Annotated in this window: 19 protein-coding genes; 13 read left to right on the forward strand and 6 right to left on the reverse strand. The window is 65.9% G+C overall.

Annotated features, from left to right (window positions below):
• Positions 1-132 precede the first annotated feature (132 nt).
• From CVUC_RS01550 to CVUC_RS01560, 3 genes are all read left to right on the forward strand, one after another.
• Positions 133-1,704 (forward strand): type ISP restriction/modification enzyme, encoded by a 1,572-nt coding sequence (locus CVUC_RS01550; RefSeq protein WP_096032790.1) that lies wholly within the window; start codon positions 133-135, stop codon positions 1,702-1,704.
• Complete coding sequence (locus tag CVUC_RS01555; RefSeq protein WP_105212843.1) at positions 1,679-2,002, forward strand: hypothetical protein; 324 nt, start codon at positions 1,679-1,681, stop codon at positions 2,000-2,002. Before CVUC_RS01550 ends, CVUC_RS01555 begins: the two co-directional genes overlap by 26 nt.
• Positions 2,003-2,221: 219 nt before the next feature.
• Positions 2,222-3,247 carry a hypothetical protein gene (locus tag CVUC_RS01560; RefSeq protein ID WP_096032788.1) on the forward strand — a complete coding sequence of 342 codons (1,026 nt, stop codon included), beginning with the start codon at positions 2,222-2,224 and terminating at the stop codon, positions 3,245-3,247.
• A gap of 24 nt (positions 3,248-3,271) precedes the next feature.
• Here the strand turns inward: CVUC_RS01560 and CVUC_RS01565 are convergent, their stop codons facing one another.
• Complete coding sequence (locus CVUC_RS01565) at positions 3,272-4,051, reverse strand: protein NO VEIN domain-containing protein (RefSeq protein WP_096032787.1); 780 nt, start codon at positions 4,049-4,051, stop codon at positions 3,272-3,274.
• A gap of 45 nt (positions 4,052-4,096) precedes the next feature.
• Complete coding sequence (locus tag CVUC_RS01570; protein WP_096032786.1) at positions 4,097-4,660, reverse strand: hypothetical protein; 564 nt, start codon at positions 4,658-4,660, stop codon at positions 4,097-4,099.
• Between the two features lie 63 nt (positions 4,661-4,723).
• On the opposite strand from CVUC_RS01570, the gene CVUC_RS01575 reads away from it, so the two are divergent.
• The gene (locus CVUC_RS01575) at positions 4,724-4,900 is read left to right on the forward strand and encodes a hypothetical protein (RefSeq protein WP_012640123.1); all 177 of its coding nucleotides are present in this window, start codon (positions 4,724-4,726) and stop codon (positions 4,898-4,900) included.
• 22 nt (positions 4,901-4,922) lie between these two features.
• On the opposite strand, the gene CVUC_RS01580 is transcribed toward CVUC_RS01575, so the two are convergent.
• Positions 4,923-5,675, reverse strand: coding sequence for a class I SAM-dependent methyltransferase (locus tag CVUC_RS01580; RefSeq protein ID WP_164468082.1), 753 nt, complete (start codon positions 5,673-5,675; stop codon positions 4,923-4,925).
• Between the two features lie 163 nt (positions 5,676-5,838).
• Between CVUC_RS01580 and CVUC_RS01585 the strand changes: the two genes are divergently transcribed.
• The 8 genes from CVUC_RS01585 to CVUC_RS01620 all read left to right on the forward strand — a co-directional run bounded on the left by CVUC_RS01585 (position 5,839) and on the right by CVUC_RS01620 (position 12,424).
• Positions 5,839-7,941, forward strand: a complete 2,103-nt coding sequence (locus CVUC_RS01585) for an acylase (RefSeq protein WP_096032784.1) — start codon at positions 5,839-5,841, stop codon at positions 7,939-7,941.
• An 85-nt stretch (positions 7,942-8,026) separates the two neighbouring features.
• Complete coding sequence (locus CVUC_RS01590; RefSeq protein WP_012640120.1) at positions 8,027-8,638, forward strand: beta/gamma crystallin-related protein; 612 nt, start codon at positions 8,027-8,029, stop codon at positions 8,636-8,638.
• An 11-nt stretch (positions 8,639-8,649) separates the two neighbouring features.
• The gene (locus CVUC_RS01595; RefSeq protein WP_096032783.1) at positions 8,650-9,090 is read left to right on the forward strand and encodes a beta/gamma crystallin family protein; all 441 of its coding nucleotides are present in this window, start codon (positions 8,650-8,652) and stop codon (positions 9,088-9,090) included.
• Positions 9,091-9,176: 86 nt separating this feature from the next.
• On the forward strand, positions 9,177-9,314 hold the full coding sequence (locus tag CVUC_RS01600) for an entericidin A/B family lipoprotein (RefSeq protein WP_012640119.1): 138 nt from the start codon (positions 9,177-9,179) through the stop codon (positions 9,312-9,314).
• A gap of 60 nt (positions 9,315-9,374) precedes the next feature.
• Positions 9,375-9,767, forward strand: coding sequence for a DUF983 domain-containing protein (locus CVUC_RS01605; protein ID WP_096032782.1), 393 nt, complete (start codon positions 9,375-9,377; stop codon positions 9,765-9,767).
• Positions 9,768-9,870: 103 nt separating this feature from the next.
• Entirely contained in the window at positions 9,871-10,026 is a 156-nt protein-coding gene (locus tag CVUC_RS01610) for a DUF3309 family protein (RefSeq protein WP_012640118.1), read from the forward strand.
• A 174-nt stretch (positions 10,027-10,200) separates the two neighbouring features.
• Entirely contained in the window at positions 10,201-11,634 is a 1,434-nt protein-coding gene (locus CVUC_RS01615) for an MFS transporter (RefSeq protein WP_096032781.1), read from the forward strand.
• A gap of 40 nt (positions 11,635-11,674) precedes the next feature.
• Positions 11,675-12,424: a DUF599 domain-containing protein gene (locus CVUC_RS01620; RefSeq protein WP_010918902.1), complete on the forward strand. Its 750-nt coding sequence runs from the start codon at positions 11,675-11,677 to the stop codon at positions 12,422-12,424.
• A 688-nt stretch (positions 12,425-13,112) separates the two neighbouring features.
• On the opposite strand, the gene CVUC_RS01625 is transcribed toward CVUC_RS01620, so the two are convergent.
• On the reverse strand, positions 13,113-14,648 hold the full coding sequence (locus tag CVUC_RS01625; protein WP_096032780.1) for a class I SAM-dependent methyltransferase: 1,536 nt from the start codon (positions 14,646-14,648) through the stop codon (positions 13,113-13,115).
• Between the two features lie 154 nt (positions 14,649-14,802).
• On the opposite strand from CVUC_RS01625, the gene CVUC_RS01630 reads away from it, so the two are divergent.
• Positions 14,803-16,092 (forward strand): glycosyltransferase, encoded by a 1,290-nt coding sequence (locus CVUC_RS01630; protein WP_096032779.1) that lies wholly within the window; start codon positions 14,803-14,805, stop codon positions 16,090-16,092.
• 105 nt (positions 16,093-16,197) lie between these two features.
• Here the strand turns inward: CVUC_RS01630 and CVUC_RS20740 are convergent, their stop codons facing one another.
• Together CVUC_RS20740 and CVUC_RS01640 are read right to left on the reverse strand one after the other, a co-directional pair.
• Positions 16,198-16,980 carry a cupin-like domain-containing protein gene (locus tag CVUC_RS20740; RefSeq protein WP_101685775.1) on the reverse strand — a complete coding sequence of 261 codons (783 nt, stop codon included), beginning with the start codon at positions 16,978-16,980 and terminating at the stop codon, positions 16,198-16,200.
• Positions 16,905-17,627: a SapC family protein gene (locus CVUC_RS01640; RefSeq protein WP_096032768.1), complete on the reverse strand. Its 723-nt coding sequence runs from the start codon at positions 17,625-17,627 to the stop codon at positions 16,905-16,907. The genes CVUC_RS20740 and CVUC_RS01640 overlap by 76 nt, the downstream gene beginning before the upstream one ends.
• Between the last annotated feature and the right edge of the window lie 48 nt (positions 17,628-17,675).

Consider the following 17,675-nt stretch of genomic DNA (forward strand, 5'->3'; position numbering starts at 1 on the left):
TCCGATCCCACGCCGCGTCGCTCAGCACTAGCCGATCCATCACACCCAAGACCGCCTCCAAAAGACAGCCTTGAATCACGCATCAGCGATCCTGGGAATCCTTAGAGTCCACACCACCTAGTCGGTCGATGGATGGACGAAAAGTGGGATGACCTCAAGAAGCCGGTCAGAGACGCCGAGAAAGGCAACCAGTTGAATACCTTTCCGGAGTTGTCCATCGCCTTCTGGCGTTGGTCGATCTGGAAAATGTTCGAGAGCGAGAATGCGCCTAAGCGCGGGGTGATCGCCTTCATTTCGAACCGCAAGTACCTGACCGGCTGGCCCTATGCCGGGCTGCGCAAGATGATGCGAGAGCGTTTCGACCGCATCGAGATCATCGACCTACGCGGAGATGTGCGGCGCGGAGCCCGTGGCGACATAGAGCGCGATCAAGGTGTGTTCAATATTCAGGTCGGCACCTGCATCACCTTGGCCATAGCGGATGGTTCCAAGGCCGAGGGAACGCTTGCTGACGTGATCTACAATGATGCCTGGATGCACGAGCATGTTTCGCGGAGGGCGAAACTCGACTGGATGCTGGAGGGCGAAGAAGCTGGTGTGCTGCCGGATAGTGTGAATGTGGAACGCAACGCACTGGAAGACATGCGACCACTGCCCTTTATGAATGGCGATCTAATTTCTGTGAGAGAGGCCTTTTCATTCGCTAAATCTGGAATGAAATCTGGAAATGATGACGCCCTCGTCGGATTCGATAGAATAAAGCTACGCAAATCTGTAGAGGAATTCATAAAAGATAAAATAACGACGTATATTGATGCGCGCGAAACTTATTACTCTTATAGACCTTTGGACAGGCGGTGGTTCTACAACGATCCAACCCTTCTAAACAGGCGCGGCCCTCAAATGCAGAGCGTTTGGGGAGATAACAACGTTGGCCTCTACGCTCTGCCCGCTGCGACTGGGGAAGGCCCCGCAGTCTGGTGTCACGGGCTGCTACCTGACTACCATGCGCTAAGGGGTAACAACGGCGGCTACGCCTTTCCGCTCTATGACCGCCGCCCCGGCCATGGACCATTCAATCTTAACGCCGACCTGATCGCTGCTTTGGAACTGGCTTATGGTTCCACTGTCGAGCCAGAGGCGGTCTTCGACGCCATCCTGTGCCTGCTGTCGGCATCCTCATACACGACCCGATTCGCCGAGGATCTGGAGGACGTTTTCCCGCACGTCCCGTTCCCTGCGGCGCGGACGTTGTTTGATGAAGCCGCTAAGCTCGGCGCCGAAATCCGCGCGGTAGAAACCTTCGCGCGTGCCCCTGCTGCCAGCGTGATGAAGGGGCTGGCGATGAACGAGACGGCGGCGACAGGACCTCTGGCGTCGGTGACCTACGAGGATGGCACGATCGCTCTCTGTGCCGACGGATCGGGTAAGATCACGGGGATTCCGGAGCCTGTCTGGTCCTTCGCCGTGAGCGGCTACCGCGTTTTGCAGCGCTGGATTTCGGCGCGTGAAGGTCAGGTGATCGATGCTGAGTTCGTGCCGCAGTTGCGCGATGTTGCCGGACGCATCGCCGAATTGATTGACCTGTTTGCATCCGCCGATAGCATTCTCCTACGAACCTTGGCTGATCCGTTGAGTCGCGCCGCGCTCAGCCTAGCCGCCCTAAACTCTGCCCCTGTTGAGCCTGCTGCCGCCGATGAATGATCAGACCGACCTGTTCGGCAATCCTACCGGGGCGAACCAACTCAATCTCTTCGGAGAGGGCGAGAACAGGCTAAAGGCTCCGGAACAACCAAAGATCGACCACGCTGTGCGGGCGAGAGAGAAGCTTGAGGCGCTGATTGAGCTCGTTAGGCGGGCGCAGAAGATGCCATGGTCGGATCGTGACGTTCGCATGTGGCAAACTGTGTTTCCTCAGATGGCGAACTGGCTTCCGGAGGAGGAAGCTCGGCAAATGGTGCTTGAATTCGATCAACAGATTGCCCGTTTGAAGGCGGCCTGAAGTCGCCTTGCAACTGCGGGCCGCCGTTTTATCTTCTTGCGTAAATGGACTGGGGTTTCTTGGTCGGCGTAGGGCTCCTGGGGTTTCTCGGGGGCCTTTCTGCTATCGGGGCAAAGACGTTTACCCCCACCCCTCCCCGCCCCTAACCCCCTGAATTCCCTCACTCCGACCCCGCCCAACACCCCGCTCCGTCCCCGGTCTCTGGAACGGCCGTATCCTGTGGGCATGAGCAGATCGCACCCCGACGCCCGCCCCACCTGGTTCCGCCTCTCGGACGACTCGTGGGCCCAGATCGCCGATGAGTACAAGAACGGCGCGACCGCCGACGCGCTGTCGGCCAAGTGGAAGGTCGCGGCCCGCACGATCTATCGCCGGGCGGGCCTGGGCGGCTGGACCAAGAAGGCGCACGGCGACGCGGTGGCGCGCGAGCACGCGGCGGCCTTCGAGGCGCAGGCCGAAGCCGCGCGGCGGGCGGCGCTGGGCGGCGCGGGGCCTCTGCCCGGCGAGCTGTGGCTGACCGGCGATGAGGACGCCGACGCCGAAACCCTCAACGCCTTTGACCCGGCCTTCGCCGCCGCGTCGGGCCGGGCGCCGTCGCCGCCTCCACCGCCGCCGCCGCTGTCGACCGATCCGTCTGACCTGAAGGCCGCGACGCTGGCGCGGCTGGCGGCGGCGATCCAGTCGGGACGTGACCAGGAGGCGCTGAGGCTGGCCACCCTGGCCGACCGGCTGACGCGGCTGGCCTCGGCGGACGAGGAAGGGCTGGGGTCGTTTCCGGGCGGCGGCGCGGCCGACGGCGATGAGCCCTATGACGCCGAGCGGGCGCGCCTGTTGATGACCGGCTTCGTCGACTGGCGGCCGACGCGGGCCCAGGTCGAGCACGAGACGGCCTACATGTTCCGCTCGATCTACCTGATCGCCCTGGCCATGCTGGTGAAGCCCGACACCGTGCCGGGCCTGTTCAAGCGGCGGGTCAGGCGCTTTCGCCGCGACTATCTGGGCGAGGATGATCCCGAGGCGATGGAGGCCGCCGAGATCATCACCGAGGCGCTGCTGCGCGAGCAGGAGCTGGTGGCCATGGACTTCACGGGCGGCGAACCCCGCCCGGCCCGCAAGCTGCCGGCCCGCACCTGGCCGCCGCCGCGACCGCCCTACCCCTCACGCAAGGACCTGGCCAAGGAGGCCACGCCCCTGCCGCCGGCCGAGCCGCCGCCCGGGGCGGTGCGGTATGGGCGGCGGCGCTAGAGAGCCGGCCGCCCCGCCCTCGCCTCACCCGAACGGCGGCTTCAGCCGATAGAACCGCGCCTCGCCCAGGAGGTCGTAGACGCGGCGGATACGGAAGGCGTGGGGCTGGGTCTTGGAGAGCTCGTATTCGGCCTGGGACAGGCCGAAGGGGGCGACCTCGCCGGCCAGGGTGGTCTTGACCACGATCAGGCGCGGGATCTCGTCGAGGCCGAAGCTGATCACGTCGCAGCCCTCGGGGTCGCCGCCGCGCGCGGGGCGGATGGCGCCGGCCAGGTCCGGGCGACCGCGATCGGAGAGGCGGCGGGCCTCGTGGGCGACGATGCTGGCGATCCCCAGGCCTTTCAGGAAGCGATCTTCGGCCTCGCGGCTTCCCATGTCGAACCGCTGGATGGCCTGGATCAGGCGCTCGGTCATCGGCATCGGCTTGGGCGGAGCGGCCTCGATCAGCGGGACGGCGCTGGGGGCCGTGAACAGGGCGGCGGGGCGCACGGCGGCGGCCAGCAGGGCGGGCTTGGCGGCTAGCTGCTCCTCGACCGCGTCGAGCAGGGCGTTGTCATAGGCCCAGCGCGGAGGCTGGTCCTTGAGGATCGGCACGCCGATCAGCGACAGCACCGCCGAGATCTCGCCCTGCTTCCAGCTGATCGGGCCGTCGGCCTTGCCGGTGACAAAGCGGACGGTGCGGTCGTGGGCGGCGCGGTCGACGGGCTTGCCGGCGAGGGTCTTTTCCAGCTGGGCGACATAGTCGCCCACCACCACCGCGAGGTCCGCCCCCGTCCAATCGCGTCCGCCCGATTCCGCCGTCATGGGACGATGATGCGTTAGCCGGGCGCGCGGCGCCAGCGGTGAAGCTCAGCGGCTTGCGCCGGTGGCCATGGTCATGGGCGGGGCGTCCTGCACGGGGGTCTCGTCGTCCTTGAGGCCCGCCGCCGTCATGGCGCGGCGCAGGGTGGTCACAGGGGCCTCGGCGCCGACCTTGAAGGTCAGGACGGCGGTCTGGGCGGGGTTGTCGCCGAGGTTGGAAAAGCCCCCCGCCCGCTCGGCGTTGAGCGTGACGCCGTAGGTCCGGCCCGCCTGGACGCGGCACAGCAGGACGAAGGTCTTCTGGTCGGCCAGCCGGCGCGGCGTCTTCACGCAGTCCAGCGGCTCGGCGGCGGCGGCGGGGGCGTAGTTCCAGGCGGTCGGCGACATCTGCTGGTCGAAGGCGACCTTCAGGATCAGCACGCCGGGGGCCACCACCTGGTCCTGGGCGGGATAGGAGGAGACCAGCCTGGGCGGCGAGGTCGGCGGCAGGATCAGCACCGGCGACACCGCGTTCGGCGCCTCGGCCGGCGGCTTCTGGGCCTGGGCGGAGGCGCTGCCCGCGCTCAAGGCGGCGAGGAGGACGGTGACGGGAACCCGGTGACGAAGCGACATGTTTCCAGACTGACCTGCGAGCGCGGCCTTCTCAAGGCGCCCTTGCAGGCCTACATCGCAGGGATGACTGACAAGACCGACACCGCCCCCGAAGGCGAGACGCCGATGCAGCGCGCCCTGCGCCTGAAAAAGGCCGCCCAGGGCCGCCACGGACACGGCCCGAAAGCCTCCAGCGGCAAGGTCGAGCGCTCCAGCGCCGCCGCGCCGACCGGCAAGTCCAAGCCCTGGATGACGCGATAGGGGCTCCCCGCCTCCAGAGCCGCTACTTCGGCTTGCGGAACTTCAGGATGAACTGATCGGTCTTGCCGCGAATGGCCGGGTCGAAGACGTTGATCGTGCGCGCGTCGGCCGGATCGGCCAGCAGCCCGCTTTCAGCTTCCAGCTTGAAGCCCGCCGCCTCGACCTCTTGTTTCACAGCCGCGATGTCGATGCGGTGCAGGGTGTCGGCGGCGGTGATCCCGGATCCAGCGATGGCGGAATGGTCGATGACCAGAAAGACCCCGCCCGGCTTCAGCGACTTGAAGATCTCGGCGTTGGCCTTGGCGGCCGTGTCCGTGGGGAACGGCTTCAGGTGCATGTCGTGATAGTTCTGGACGGTGATCACGGCGTCGACATTGTCGGGCAGGTCCAGGGCGGTGATCGGGCCGTCCAGAGGCTTGCTGTTGGCCAGGGCTGCCGTCACGGCCTTCAAGCTCTCGCCATACCGGGCCGCAAAGCGGATGAACTCGGCGGGCTGGTAAGCATAGACCACGCCCTGGGGCCCGACAGCGCCCGAGATGATGCGGGTGAAGTAGCCGCCGCCCATGATGTAGTCGACCACAGTGTCGCCCGGCTTGAGCTCGGCCATGGCCAAGATCTCGCCCGGACGCCGGGCGGCGTCACGGGCGGTGTCGGCGGCGGGACGGGACGGATCAGCGACCGCCTTGGCGATGTTCGCGGGAACCTGCGCAAACGCCGGTGCGGCGATCGCGAACGCCAGAACGGCCAAGGCCGGGACCATGAACTTGCGAGCCATCGCGCGCCTCCCTGTTGCTTGCCCTGTCGTAGCAGGCAAGGCCCATTCGGCGAACAGCGTTATCATGAAGTTTCGGCAAGCTTTCGTCGAACCCGGCTCTTTCCACGACCAATCCCTCCCCGCATGATCCACACCAACGAACAAGGGATGGGGGGAGACTGGGATGAAGTGGATCCTGCGCGGGATCGGCGGGCTTTTGGCGCTTGTCTTGATCGCCGCCTTGGCCCTGATCGCCATCGACCGGGCCAGCCTGCCCCAGGCCCCCAGCCGGCAAGCCCTGCTCGACAAGGCCAAGGCCTATGACGTGCGCATCCGGCGCGACGAATGGGGCGTGCCGCACATCCTGGGACGCACCGACGCCGACGCCGCCTTTGGCCTCGGCTATGCGCAGAGCGAGGACGACTTCGACACCCTGCAGGACGTGGTGCTGGCGACGCGCGGCGTCCTGGCCCGCGACAAGGGCGCCGGCGCCGCGCCCACCGACTATGTGGTCTCGCTGCTGGAGGTCTGGCCCACCGTAGACAAGCATTACGCCGAGCTGCCTGCCGAGCTGCGCGCGATCATGGAGGCCTATGCCGACGGGGTCAGCCTCTATGTCGCCAAGCATCCGGAGAAGGCCAAGCCCGGCCTGCTGCCGGTGACCGGTAAGGACGTCGCCGCCGGCTTCATCTTCAAGCAGCCGTTCTTCTACGGGCTGGACGGCGAGCTTCGCCGGATCACCGCGCCCGCCACGAAGGGACCACCGCCCAAGGGCTCCAACGGTCTGGCCACCGCGCCGTCGCGCAGCGTCGACGGCGCCACGCGGCTGCTGGTGAACTCTCACCAGCCCTACACCGGTCCGGTCGCCTGGTACGAGGCCGTGGTGCAGAGCGGCCAGGGCTGGCATGTCGCCGGCGGCTTCTTCCCCGGCTCGCCGTTCATGCTGCACGGCCACAACGCCACGCTGGGCTGGGCCAACACGGTCTCCAAGCCCGACCTCGTCGACGTCTATCGCCTGACCCTCAACCCGGCGAACAAGAACCAGTACCGGCTGGACGGCCAGTGGAAGGACTTCGACAAGCGCTATGTCACCCTGCGCGCGAAGCTGCTCGGCCCCATCGTCCTGCCGGTGCGCAAGGCCGTGCTGCGCTCGGCGCACGGGCCGGTGCTGGAGACCGATCACGGCGTCTTCGCCATCCGCTATGCGGGCATGGGCGAGTGGCGTCAGCCCTTGCAGTACTGGCGCCTGAACCGGGCCCGGACCGTCGAGGACTGGCGCGCCGCCATCGCCACCCACGCCATTCCCAGCCTGAACTATGTCTATGCCGACGCGGCCGGGAACATCGGCTTCGTGCACAATGGCCAGTATCCGAACCGCAAGGCCAAGGCCGACTGGGGCGGCGTCTTGCCGGGCGATCGCTCCGACCTGATCTGGCAAGGCTATCTGCCGGTGGAGAACAGCCCGCAGCTGTGGAATCCGAAGTCGGGCCTGGTGTTCAATTCCAACAACACGCCCTTCGAGGCCAGCGAGGCGGCCGACAACCTCAAGCCGGCGGACTTCCCCGCGTCCATGGGCCTGCAGACCAACATGACCAACCGCGCCTGGCGGGCCCTGGAAACCTACGGCGCCGACCGCGCGCTCACCGACGCCAGCTTCCGCGCTCACAAGTTCGACGTCGCCTTCAGCGACCGCTCCAGCGTCATGGCGATGGTGGGCGAGGTGCTGGCAGTCGATCCCAAGGGCGACGCCGATCTGGCCGAGGCCCAGCGCATCCTGCGCGCCTGGGACAAGAAGGCCGACCGCGCCAATCGCGGCGCGCCCCTGGCCGCCCTGATGAGCCAGCCGATCCTGTTCGCCAATACGAACGGCGATCCGGCCCCCGCCCCGATCGACAGCCTGCGCGCGGCGATCAAGACCCTGAAGACCCACTTTGGTCGCCTCGATCCCGAATGGGGCGAGGTCAATCGGATCCGGCGCGGAACGGTGGACCTTCCGATCGACGGCGCCGCCGACACCTTCCGTTCGGTCTGGGGCAAGCCTCAGAAGGACGGGACCACCACCGCCGACGGGGGCGACACCTTCGTGATGTTCGTGACCTGGGACAAGGCGGGCGCCCTGCGGTCGGACAGCATTCACCAGTTCGGTTCGGCGACGCTGGACGCGGCCTCGCCGCACTACGCCGACCAGACGCCCTTGTTTGTGGCGATGAAGACCAAGCCGGTGCGCTTCACCGAGGACCAGTTGCAAGGTCACATCAAGGTCGACTATCGCCCCGGGGAACGATGAACGATTGAGCTGAGCCGTTCAGCCGCCGTTCAGTTGGCGAGCGGTTATCTCGCTTCAACGATCAAGCCTCAGTTGGGGGAACATCATGCGTAAGACCTTCGCGCTCGCCGCCCTGTCCGTTCTGGCCCTGTCCGCCTTGGGTATGGCCGGCTCGGCTGCGGCCCAGGCCCCCTATTGGAACGGCCGCTATGACGATCCGCCGCGCGGCTCCTACACCCGCTCGTGCCGTGAGATCACCGCCTTCAACGGCCAGGTCTGGGCGCGTTGCCAGACCGATCGCGGCGGCTGGGAATGGAGCAGCGCCCGCGTCCGCGAATGCGGCGCTCAGGGCCTTGAGAACCGCGACGGCCGCCTGCAGTGCGCCGGCTTCGTCGGCCCGGGCCAGGGCGGCGGCGGCTGGAACGGCGGCGGCGGTCGTCCGCCCTACGGTGGTGGCGGTGGCGGCTATCGGGGCGACATCCTGATGTTCGAGGACACCGGCTATCAGGGGCGTGTCTACGAGGTTGTGGGCGACACGCCCGATCTCGACATCGCCCGCTTCAATGACCGGGCCTCGTCGATCCGCATCGTCCGCGGTCAGTGGGAGATCTGCGAGCACGCCAACTACCAGGGCCGCTGCAGCCGCCTGGACGCCGATCAGTTCGTTCTGCCCCGCGAGTGGAACGACGCCATCAGTTCGATCCGTCGCGTTCGCTAGGGGGGTCTTCGATGCGCAAGACCACCTTCCTCATCGCCGGCGGCGCGCTGACGCTGCTGGCCACCCAAGCCCTGGCCCAGGACCGCGACTGGGATCGCCGCGACCATCGCTACGAGCAGCGTGACGATCGCTACGACCGCCGTGACGATCGGCGTGATGACCGCCGTGACGATCGCCGCGATGACCGGCGTGATCGCTGGGGCGGCGGCGGGATCGTGCTGTTCGAGCACCGCGACTTCTATGGCGACGCCCGTCCGGTCCGCGGCGACATGCCCGATCTGGCCCGGATCGGCTTCAACGACCGGGTGTCGTCGATGCGGATTTCGCGCGGGGCGTGGCAGTTCTGCGAGCACGCCTATTTCCAGGGGCGCTGCTGGGTCTACGACTATGATGTCGGGGTGCTGCCCAACCGGCAGAACGACCGCTTCAGCTCCGTCCGCCGGCTTCGCTAAAGTCCTCCGCCGCGCCAAGCCCTTGAAGCTCGGCGCGGCGCACGGCTAAGATTCAGCAGACCTCGTGGATTGAGTGGAGTTCCCGCATGCGTAAGTTCGTCGTCCTCGCCGTGGCCGCCTCGGCGCTGCTGGTTTCGGCGTGCAACACGATCGAGGGCGTGGGCCGCGATGTGTCGGCGGCCGGCAAGGCTGTCAGCGGCGCCGCGCGCGACGCCAAGCACTAAGGCCTCTACCGCCTCATGCGACGGCTGGTCGCCCTTTTCTAGCCGTCGCTGCGAGCGCATATGGACGCCATGTCCGAACCCCAGCCCTCCCCGTCTGTTTTGACAGGCCTCAAGCGCGGTCTGCGCCACCGTTGCCCGAACTGCGGCGATGGTCGGCTGTATCGTCGCTATCTGAAGGTGTCGCCTGTCTGCGAGGCCTGCGGCCACGAGCTGGGTCTCTATCCCGCCGATGACGGTCCGGCCTATTTCACGATCTTCATCGTCGGCCACATCATCATCGCGCCGATGCTGTTCTTCTCCTGGATCTGGGAGGCTTCGCCCTGGCTCGTGGTCCCGGTGACCCTTATCCCGCTGACGACCCTGACGCTCTTGACCCTGCCGCGCGTCAAGGGCGCGGTGATCGGGACCCTGTGGGCCATCAAGATCCGCAAGGCTGAAGACGCGCCCTCTTGAGGGAACCTTTTGGCTCGGAACCGACAAGCCAGGCCGCGAATTCCGAACCCATGACCTCGCGCGCCACGGTGGCTGACGCGGGCTCAACGGGAACCTTCGGACCATGCTCGGCACGATTCTCATTATTCTTCTGATCCTGGCCCTGGTCGGCGCGCTGCCCACCTGGGGGCACAGCCGGTCGTGGGGCTATTTCCCCAGCGGCGGCCTTGGCTTGATCCTCGTGATCCTGATCATCCTGGTTCTGATGGGCAGGCTCTAACCCCGCCTTGCCCTGACCCGGCGTTCGCCTAATCTCCCCCTTCGAGAGCCTCGCGCGTCAAAACGGAATCGTTTTGACGCGATAACGAGGCTCTCAATCAAACACTTAGAGCGTGACTTGCGCCGAAACCGGTTCCCACTTTCGGCGTCACGCTCTAGCGAAGGGGGAGATTTCATGACGGCGACGACCGAGGCCACGCGCCTGACGCCCGTGGCCAGGGCCCGGGCGATCCTGGGCGGCTCGGCCGGGAACCTGGTCGAATGGTACGACTGGTTCGCCTACGCCGCCTTCACCCTCTATTTCGCGCCTGCCTTTTTCCCCAAGGGCGACCAGACTGTGCAGTTGCTGCAGGCGGCGGCGGTCTTCTTTCTGGGGTTCGTCGCCCGCCCGATCGGCGCCTGGATGATGGGCCTCTACGCCGACCACGCCGGCCGTCGCGCGGCGCTGTCGGTGTCGGTGTCGCTGATGTGCGCCGGCGCCTTCATCATCGCCATCACCCCTGACTTCCAGACCATCGGCCTGTGGGCGCCGGCGATCCTGCTGTTCGCCCGCGTGCTGCAGGGCCTGTCGGTCGGCGGCGAGTACGGGGCCAGCGCCACCTATATGAGCGAGATGGCCGGCAAGGCGCGGCGCGGCTTCTGGTCCAGCTTCCACTATGTGACCCTGATCGCCGGCCAATTGCTGGCGCTGGGCGTGCTGATCATCCTGCAACGCACCCTGGGCGAAGAAGCCTTGAAGGAATGGGCCTGGCGGGTGCCGTTCATCATCGGCGCCCTGCTGGCGGTCGTGGTGTTCTGGATCCGGCGCGGCCTGGAGGAGAGCGTCTCCTTCAAGCGCCCGGCGCAAAGCGAGACCCTGTCGCGCGGGCAGATCATCAGCGCCGGCGCCTTCCTGTCGCTGACCATAGCCTCGGGTGTCGTCGGCCTGATGGGCGGTCCGCTGGCCAAGGCAGGCCAGTATCTGGGCGCGGCCTTCCTGGTGCTGTTCTTCGTGTCGCTGATCGTGCCGCTGATCCGGCGCCATCCGCGCGAGAGCCTGCTGATCATGGGCCTGACCGCCGGCGGGTCGCTGACCTTCTATGTGTACACCACCTACATGCAGAAGTTCCTGGTCAACACCGCGGGCTTCAGCAAGGCGCAGGCCTCGGAGATCAGCGCGCTCAGCCTGATCGCCTTCATGCTCATGCAGCCCCTGGCGGGCTGGCTGTCGGACCGCTTCGGTCGCAAGCCGATGCTGATCATCGCCTTCGGCGGCGGGGTCCTGACGATCTGGCCGATCATGACCGCCATCAGCCAGACGAACTCGGTCGGCGTGGCTCTGGCCCTGATCCTCGTGGGGGTCGCGTTCCAGTCCTGCTACACCGCGATCAGCGCCGTGGTGAAGGCCGAGATGTTCCCGGCCGAGATCCGCGCCCTGGGCGTGGCCCTGCCCTACGCCCTGGCCAATGTGCTGTTCGGCGGCACGGCCGAGATGGTCGCCCTGACCTTCAAGCACGAGAATCTGGAAAGCACCTTCTATGTCTATGTCGCTGCGGTGATGACCATTGGTCTGATCTGCTCGATCATCCTGAAGGACACCGGTCGCCATAGCCTGATCCACGAGGACTAGGCCCTTTTTCCGACTCTCCGCCCAAGGCTAGAGTTCCTCCATGCCCTTGCTCGACATCCTCGCCGTGACCGTCTTCGCCTGCTGCTGGCTGCTGTACGAACCGATGCTCAAGCGCATCGGCGAGAGCGGCGCCGTGCTCAACACCGACATGACGGTGATCCGCCGCCGGTGGATGCAGGAAATGGCGGTGCGCGAGATCGCGCTGCTGGACGGTCAGTTGCTGGGGCACGCGATCAATTCGGCGAGCTTTTTCGCCTCCTCGAACCTGATCCTGATCGCGGCCGCCGCCGGCGTGCTGTTCGGGGGCGACAACGCGCTCAAGAGCGTCGAAGGCCTGGCCGTGCTGGCCAAGACCACGCCGCTGATGTTCCAGATCAAGTTGGGCCTTGTCCTCGTGGCCCTGGCGCGAGGATTGCTCGACTTCATCTGGTCGATCCGCCAGATGAACTATTGCCTGGCCGCGATCGGCGCGACGCCGATGTGGGCGCCGAACGCGGTTCTGGCTGAATATGCCGAAGCCGCCGGCGGGATCTTGAACCCGGCGCTGTCGGCGTTCAATGCGGGCGTGCGGGCCTACTATTTCGCTCTGGCGGCGGCGGTCTGGTTGCTGGGCCCCCTGCCCTTCCTGACCGCCACGCTCGGCGCGATGCTGCTGCTGCTGTGGCGACAGCGTCGAAGCAGCGCGTCTGTGGCGGTCCGCAAGGTGCGGCAGATCCTGGAGCGGCAGCCGGTCGTGCACGGCCCTCACCTGAGCCGCACGTCGTCCACGCCGCCCGAGGATCGCATCTGATTGGAGCGCCCAAGAGCGTTCTCCGATCAGTGTGAAGCGGTGATCGGATCGAAGAACGCTCTAAACTTTTGAAATAGAGCCCTTTTTATCCGATCTGATTGGTTCAATCAGATCGGAAAGGGCTCTAGGCGGGGCGGAAGGAACAACGCTGCAGCGGTCGCGTTCTCACGCCGTGAGCCGACGATGCATCCCAGATACAATAAGCCCCGCCGGTGACGCGGTCTCCGGCGGGGCTAATGGGAAGTCTTGTGGGTAGACCCTCTCTTCATATCTTAACCGGCGCCGGTTCGCAACCTTTCTGCTCCAAGAATCCGACACTTAGTCGTGAATTCAGAGCACAACTTACGCTATTGCGGAGCGCGCCTCAGATTCCTGACGCAGCGGTCAAAATATCAACGATGACACCGCGACCATCAAACAGAGTGGAAGTTATCTAACAATTTATCGAGTTCTCCGACACTAGCTCCACATCAAGAAATAAGATCCCCGCCCCTGCCATAAACATTACAAGCCCGGATTAACGCCTCCGGTTCATAAAAATACACTTTTGCAGATCGTGACGAACAGAAACAAAGTTCGGAGTTTCGTGCATCACTCTCCAAAAAAGGCGAAATCAGACCGCAGCCCCTCCCGCCACCAGCAGGTGACGCGCACCGAGCTATCGCTAAGCGCGCGGCGAGATTTCCCGTCAGACGCCCAAGGCGTTCCAGATCGGCAGAACGTGCGCGCCCCAATGCGTGGCCTGGGCGCGGAGCTCGGTGAGGTTGTCCTCGCCCTGAAGCGTGGCGCCGTCTTTGATGATGGCTTGGCCTTGTCCCTGGAGGACCTGATAGGCGAAGCTCGCCCAGTCCTCGGCCGTCTTGCCGCCATTCTGACGGCTGAGCCAGAAGAGCTGGGCAAATCGCGACGCCGTGATCCCGCCGCCCGTGATCGGAGAGGCAAAATAGGCGATGTCGCCGACCGAAAGCGAACGGCGGGCGATCGTCTTGTTCAAGGCCAGGGTTCGAGCCTTAGCCTTGCTGACATCCTGCGCGGCCGCGGCGGTGGTGATCACCCCCAGCCCCAAGAGGATGGTCAGCGCCGACGACAACTGACCAAAGTGGAGGCTCTTGCTGGCCAAGTGCGTCTCGAGCTCAAGAACCGAGTGCGGCTTGTGGTCGAGCAAGATTTCAAACAGCGGCTGGTAGACGTCGTCGTTCAACGTCGCCTCGCCGATCACGCCGCGCACCTTGGTCGGCAGGTCGGCTTGGGCGACCGTCATGACCACGCGCTCCTCGCGCATGGCGGCGACCTGTTCATGGCCGACCAGAGCCCGCACGCCGCGCACCCAGTAGTCGCGCCGGAACTGCTGGTTCATGCAGAAGTCGCGAATGGTCTCCCGGAGCGAAACATCGGAGACGTCTCGCATGAACTCCGTCTGCTGCGGCGTCATGTTGAGGTCATAGAGGTTGTCGAGCACATGGGCTGAGCAGGCGAACCCGACCTTGGCGTCGCCGAGCCAGTTCTCCACGTCAGCGAAGTACATCGGGTGCCAGTCGCGGTTCATGTACTCGTGGGCCAGGTACTTCCGGTCCTGCGCCTTGACCTGCTTGAGCCTTTCGACCGCGCCCGGATTGACCTTGGCGTACAGCGGATCGAGGGCCAGAAACTGATCAATGAAGTTCAGAGCCGCATCGGTCTGACCGATAACACCCTGCCCCGGCGCGCCCATGACGTCGGCATGGCGCTTCATCAGGTGGCGAATGGGCGCCGATGACGACCAGCCCGGCAGCGTGTTGTAGGAGATGTAGAGCACGCCGCCCGGGCGGAGCTTGCGACGAATGAAGTCGACCAGCACGTGGCGATTTTGGTCGGAGATCCAGGTCCAGATGCCGTGGAGCCCGATGAAGTCGAAGTCCGGCAGGTCCTTGCGATTACAGAACTCGGCGAAGGCCTCGTCGTAGAGCTTGGCCTCCGCGCCCGACAGACGGACCATCTCTGCGGCGAAGGCCGCCTGTGAGGGGTTGAAGTCGGTTCCGTACCAGTTGATCCCCGGCTGTGCTGCGGCGTGGATCGAGACCGAGAGGCCCTGGCCAAACCCGAGCTCGCAGGCGTTCTCGATCTTGGGAGCGTGGCGGCCGACCGTCAGGAGCGGAAGGCGGCAGCGGAGCGGGTTCAGCTCGCCGTAATAGCCAAACGTATAGTTGACGTCCGTGACATAGCCGGCGCTCCACTCAGTCGACACGTATCCCCCCCCTCGGCGCAGTGGGCCGCCATTGCTGCATGCAAACCTTTCGCATGACAAGATCGCCTGACGCGGCCCCGCCCAGCTTTGCTGGTGTCGGCTCGGCCTGAACGGCTATACGGTCGCCCATGCGTCTCGCCCGCCTGCATCACCCATGACCTCACGCCTGCTTGAGATATGGCGCCGCCTGCCCACGCCCATCCGGCGCTCGGCGCACGTCGTCGCCGGCGCCCCGCGCGCCGCTCTGGAGGCGCTGGACAAGGCCTTGGCCGAGCACCGACACCGGAGTGCGGAAAGAACCGCCTTGGCGCGCGCCCGCAGACGCGCCGGTCCCAGGGGTTTGTCACCCACGCTCCCGGTGACGGTCATCGGCTTCCATGGCGCGGTGCACGGTCTGGGCGAAGGCGCACGGATGCTGGCGCGCGGGTTTGGCGACATGGGCCTTGGGGTCCGCGCCTTGGACCTGTCGGCGTCCGTCGGCTTCGCCGCCGAGATCGCCCCGGCCTATTCTTCGCCGGATCCCGACGAACGCGGGGTCACGATCTCGCACATCAATCCCCCAGAGCTTCTGCGATGGGCGCGGGAGACCGAAGGCCGTTTCCTGGAGGGCCGCCGGCACATCGGCTACTGGGCCTGGGAGCTGGAAGAGGTCCCGTCCGACTGGCTCCCCGCCTTCGATTTCGTCGACGAGGTCTGGACCCCCTCCGCCTTCGCCGCTGACGCTATCCGTCGCGTGGCCCCGCGGGGCGTAAAGGTTACGCCGGTCCCCTACCCGCTCTATCTCAATCCGCGCCCGCAGGCCGATCGCCAGCGCTTTGGCCTGCCGGATGACAGGGTCGTCGTGCTGATGGCCTTCGATCTGCGTTCGACCGCCCAGCGCAAGAATCCCGACGCGGCGCTGCGCGCCTTTCGGGACGCCACAGTCAAGGCGACACGTCCCGCAACCCTTGTCTGTAAAGTCGTCGGCGCGGACCTCTATCCCGAGACCTTTCAAGCGCTCGCCGCCGAGGTGGCCGACGATCCGTCCATCCAGCTGCTGACGGACAACCTGTCGGCGCAGGACATGGCCGCCCTCACCGCCAGCAGCGACATCGTGCTGTCCCTTCACCGGTCCGAGGGTTACGGCCTGCTGCTCGCCGAAGCGATATGGCTCGGCAAGCCCACCCTGGCGACAGGCTGGTCATCGAACGTGGAGTTCATGGACCCGGCGTCCAGCCAGTTCGTCGACTATCGGCTGGTTCCCGTGGAGGGCGATGGCGTCATCTATCGCGCCGGGCGCTGGGCCGACGCTGATGTGGGCGACGCCGCCGAAAAGCTGGCGCGGATGATCTCCGACGACGCCTGGCGCAACACCCTGGCCGCCGCGACGGCGCGGAACGGTCACGTCTCGTTCAACCGCGACGCCTGGGTGGCGATGACGAGCGCACTGCTGCCCCTGACCTAGAGCGTTCTCCGATCAGTGTGAAACGGTGACCAAAGAACGTTCTAAGCTTCTCAAATAGAAACCTTTTCATCCGATCGGATTGAGGCGATCCGATCGGAAAGGGCTCTAGTTGCGGGGCGCGGTCTGGACCGGCGTGTCGTCGGTCAGGGCGGGCAGATCGTTCATCGACGCCGGCGGCGTCACCTTGTCGGCCGAAACAGGCCTGGCCGGCAGTTCGCTGGACGGCGGCCGAATCGGCGAGGTGTCCCCCGGCGCCGGCTTCTTCGGCTCAAGCGGCAAGGCGATCTTGTCGAAGGTTCCGATGATCAGCTCCGTCGGCAAAGCGCCGCGGTACCGGACCTTCCTGAAGTTACGCTCGGGATCGTAGGGCTGGACGCCGGGAGCGAGATTGCCGACCTCAAGCGTGCCGACCTGCGCCAGAAGCTGGAGCCGACCGACATACTCGTTGGCGCGCCCGCGGACGAAATTGATCTGGGCGTTCTGCTGCCCCTCGACCGCCTCGATCCGCCCCAGGAAGGCCTCGAGCGGGGCGCGCTCGGCCTTGAAGTTCAGGCCGGTCAGGGCGTCGTTGTAGAAGAAGCGCCCCTTGATGGCGGGGTCGCCCGTATAGCCGACGACCGGAACGCCGCGATCGTGGGCGCGGATATAGTCGCGCGCGGCCTGGGGCGAGCCTAGGCCCGCCTGAACGAGCGGCCAGTCCCGGACGAGCCCCTTGAACAGCATCGGCGTCTGGCCGGCGAGGACGGCGTCGAACGGAATCTCGGCCGGCGTCGCCGCCGTGACCTCCAGCGTTCGTCTCGCCGTCAGCGCGGTCACGCCAGGCTGGCCCGGCGAAGGTTCTTGCGGGCGATCAGATCCTCGATATTGCCCATCGAGGAGACGATCCACTGCGCGGCGCGCAGGAGGCCGGACTGATGCAGCCGCTCAAGCGCCTCGCCGCTCAGGGCGTTCAGGCGATCCGGCGCGATGGTGAAGACGTCCGGCACGTCATAGCTGGCGTGCTCATCCAGCTTGATCTCGATATCGATGGGCTCGATCAGCCCATACTGCTCGAAGGCCGCGAACATCGGGTTGGCGATGTCGATACCCTCGTGGATCTGGCCCAGGGTCTGGCTGACGGCCTGCAGATAGGGCGCGTTGCCCCCCGCCGGCAGGAACAGGCGCTCGCCTTCGGTCTGGCTCACGCGGGGATGATCAAGATCGACATGGATCATCGGTCGCGGCTCGCCGCCGCGTTCGTCGCGCTGGAGCGCGATCGAAAAAGGCCCGCGCCGCTGGACCGCCGGCACATAGCGCGCGCGCCAGCCCGTCTCGTCGAGGAAAAGGTTTTCGTCACGATCCAGGCCCAGCAGCGCCACAGCGTGGTAGCCGCCCGAGGGGTCCTTGCGGATCAGGATCGGGTATTCGCGCTGCGCGGCCTCGAACTCGGTCGGCAGCAGCAGAGTCTGGTTGACGGCGTCGCCGAACGCAACGCCATGCGCGGCGATCACGCGCAGGTCGGCATGATCGACATTGTTGAGAAGCACTCGGTTCATGGACGCCGACCCACCCTGGATACGCCTACTTCAAAGGAAGAAAGGGGC

The sequence above is a fragment of the Caulobacter vibrioides genome, assembly GCF_002858865.1.
GTDB classification, from domain to species: domain Bacteria; phylum Pseudomonadota; class Alphaproteobacteria; order Caulobacterales; family Caulobacteraceae; genus Caulobacter; species Caulobacter vibrioides.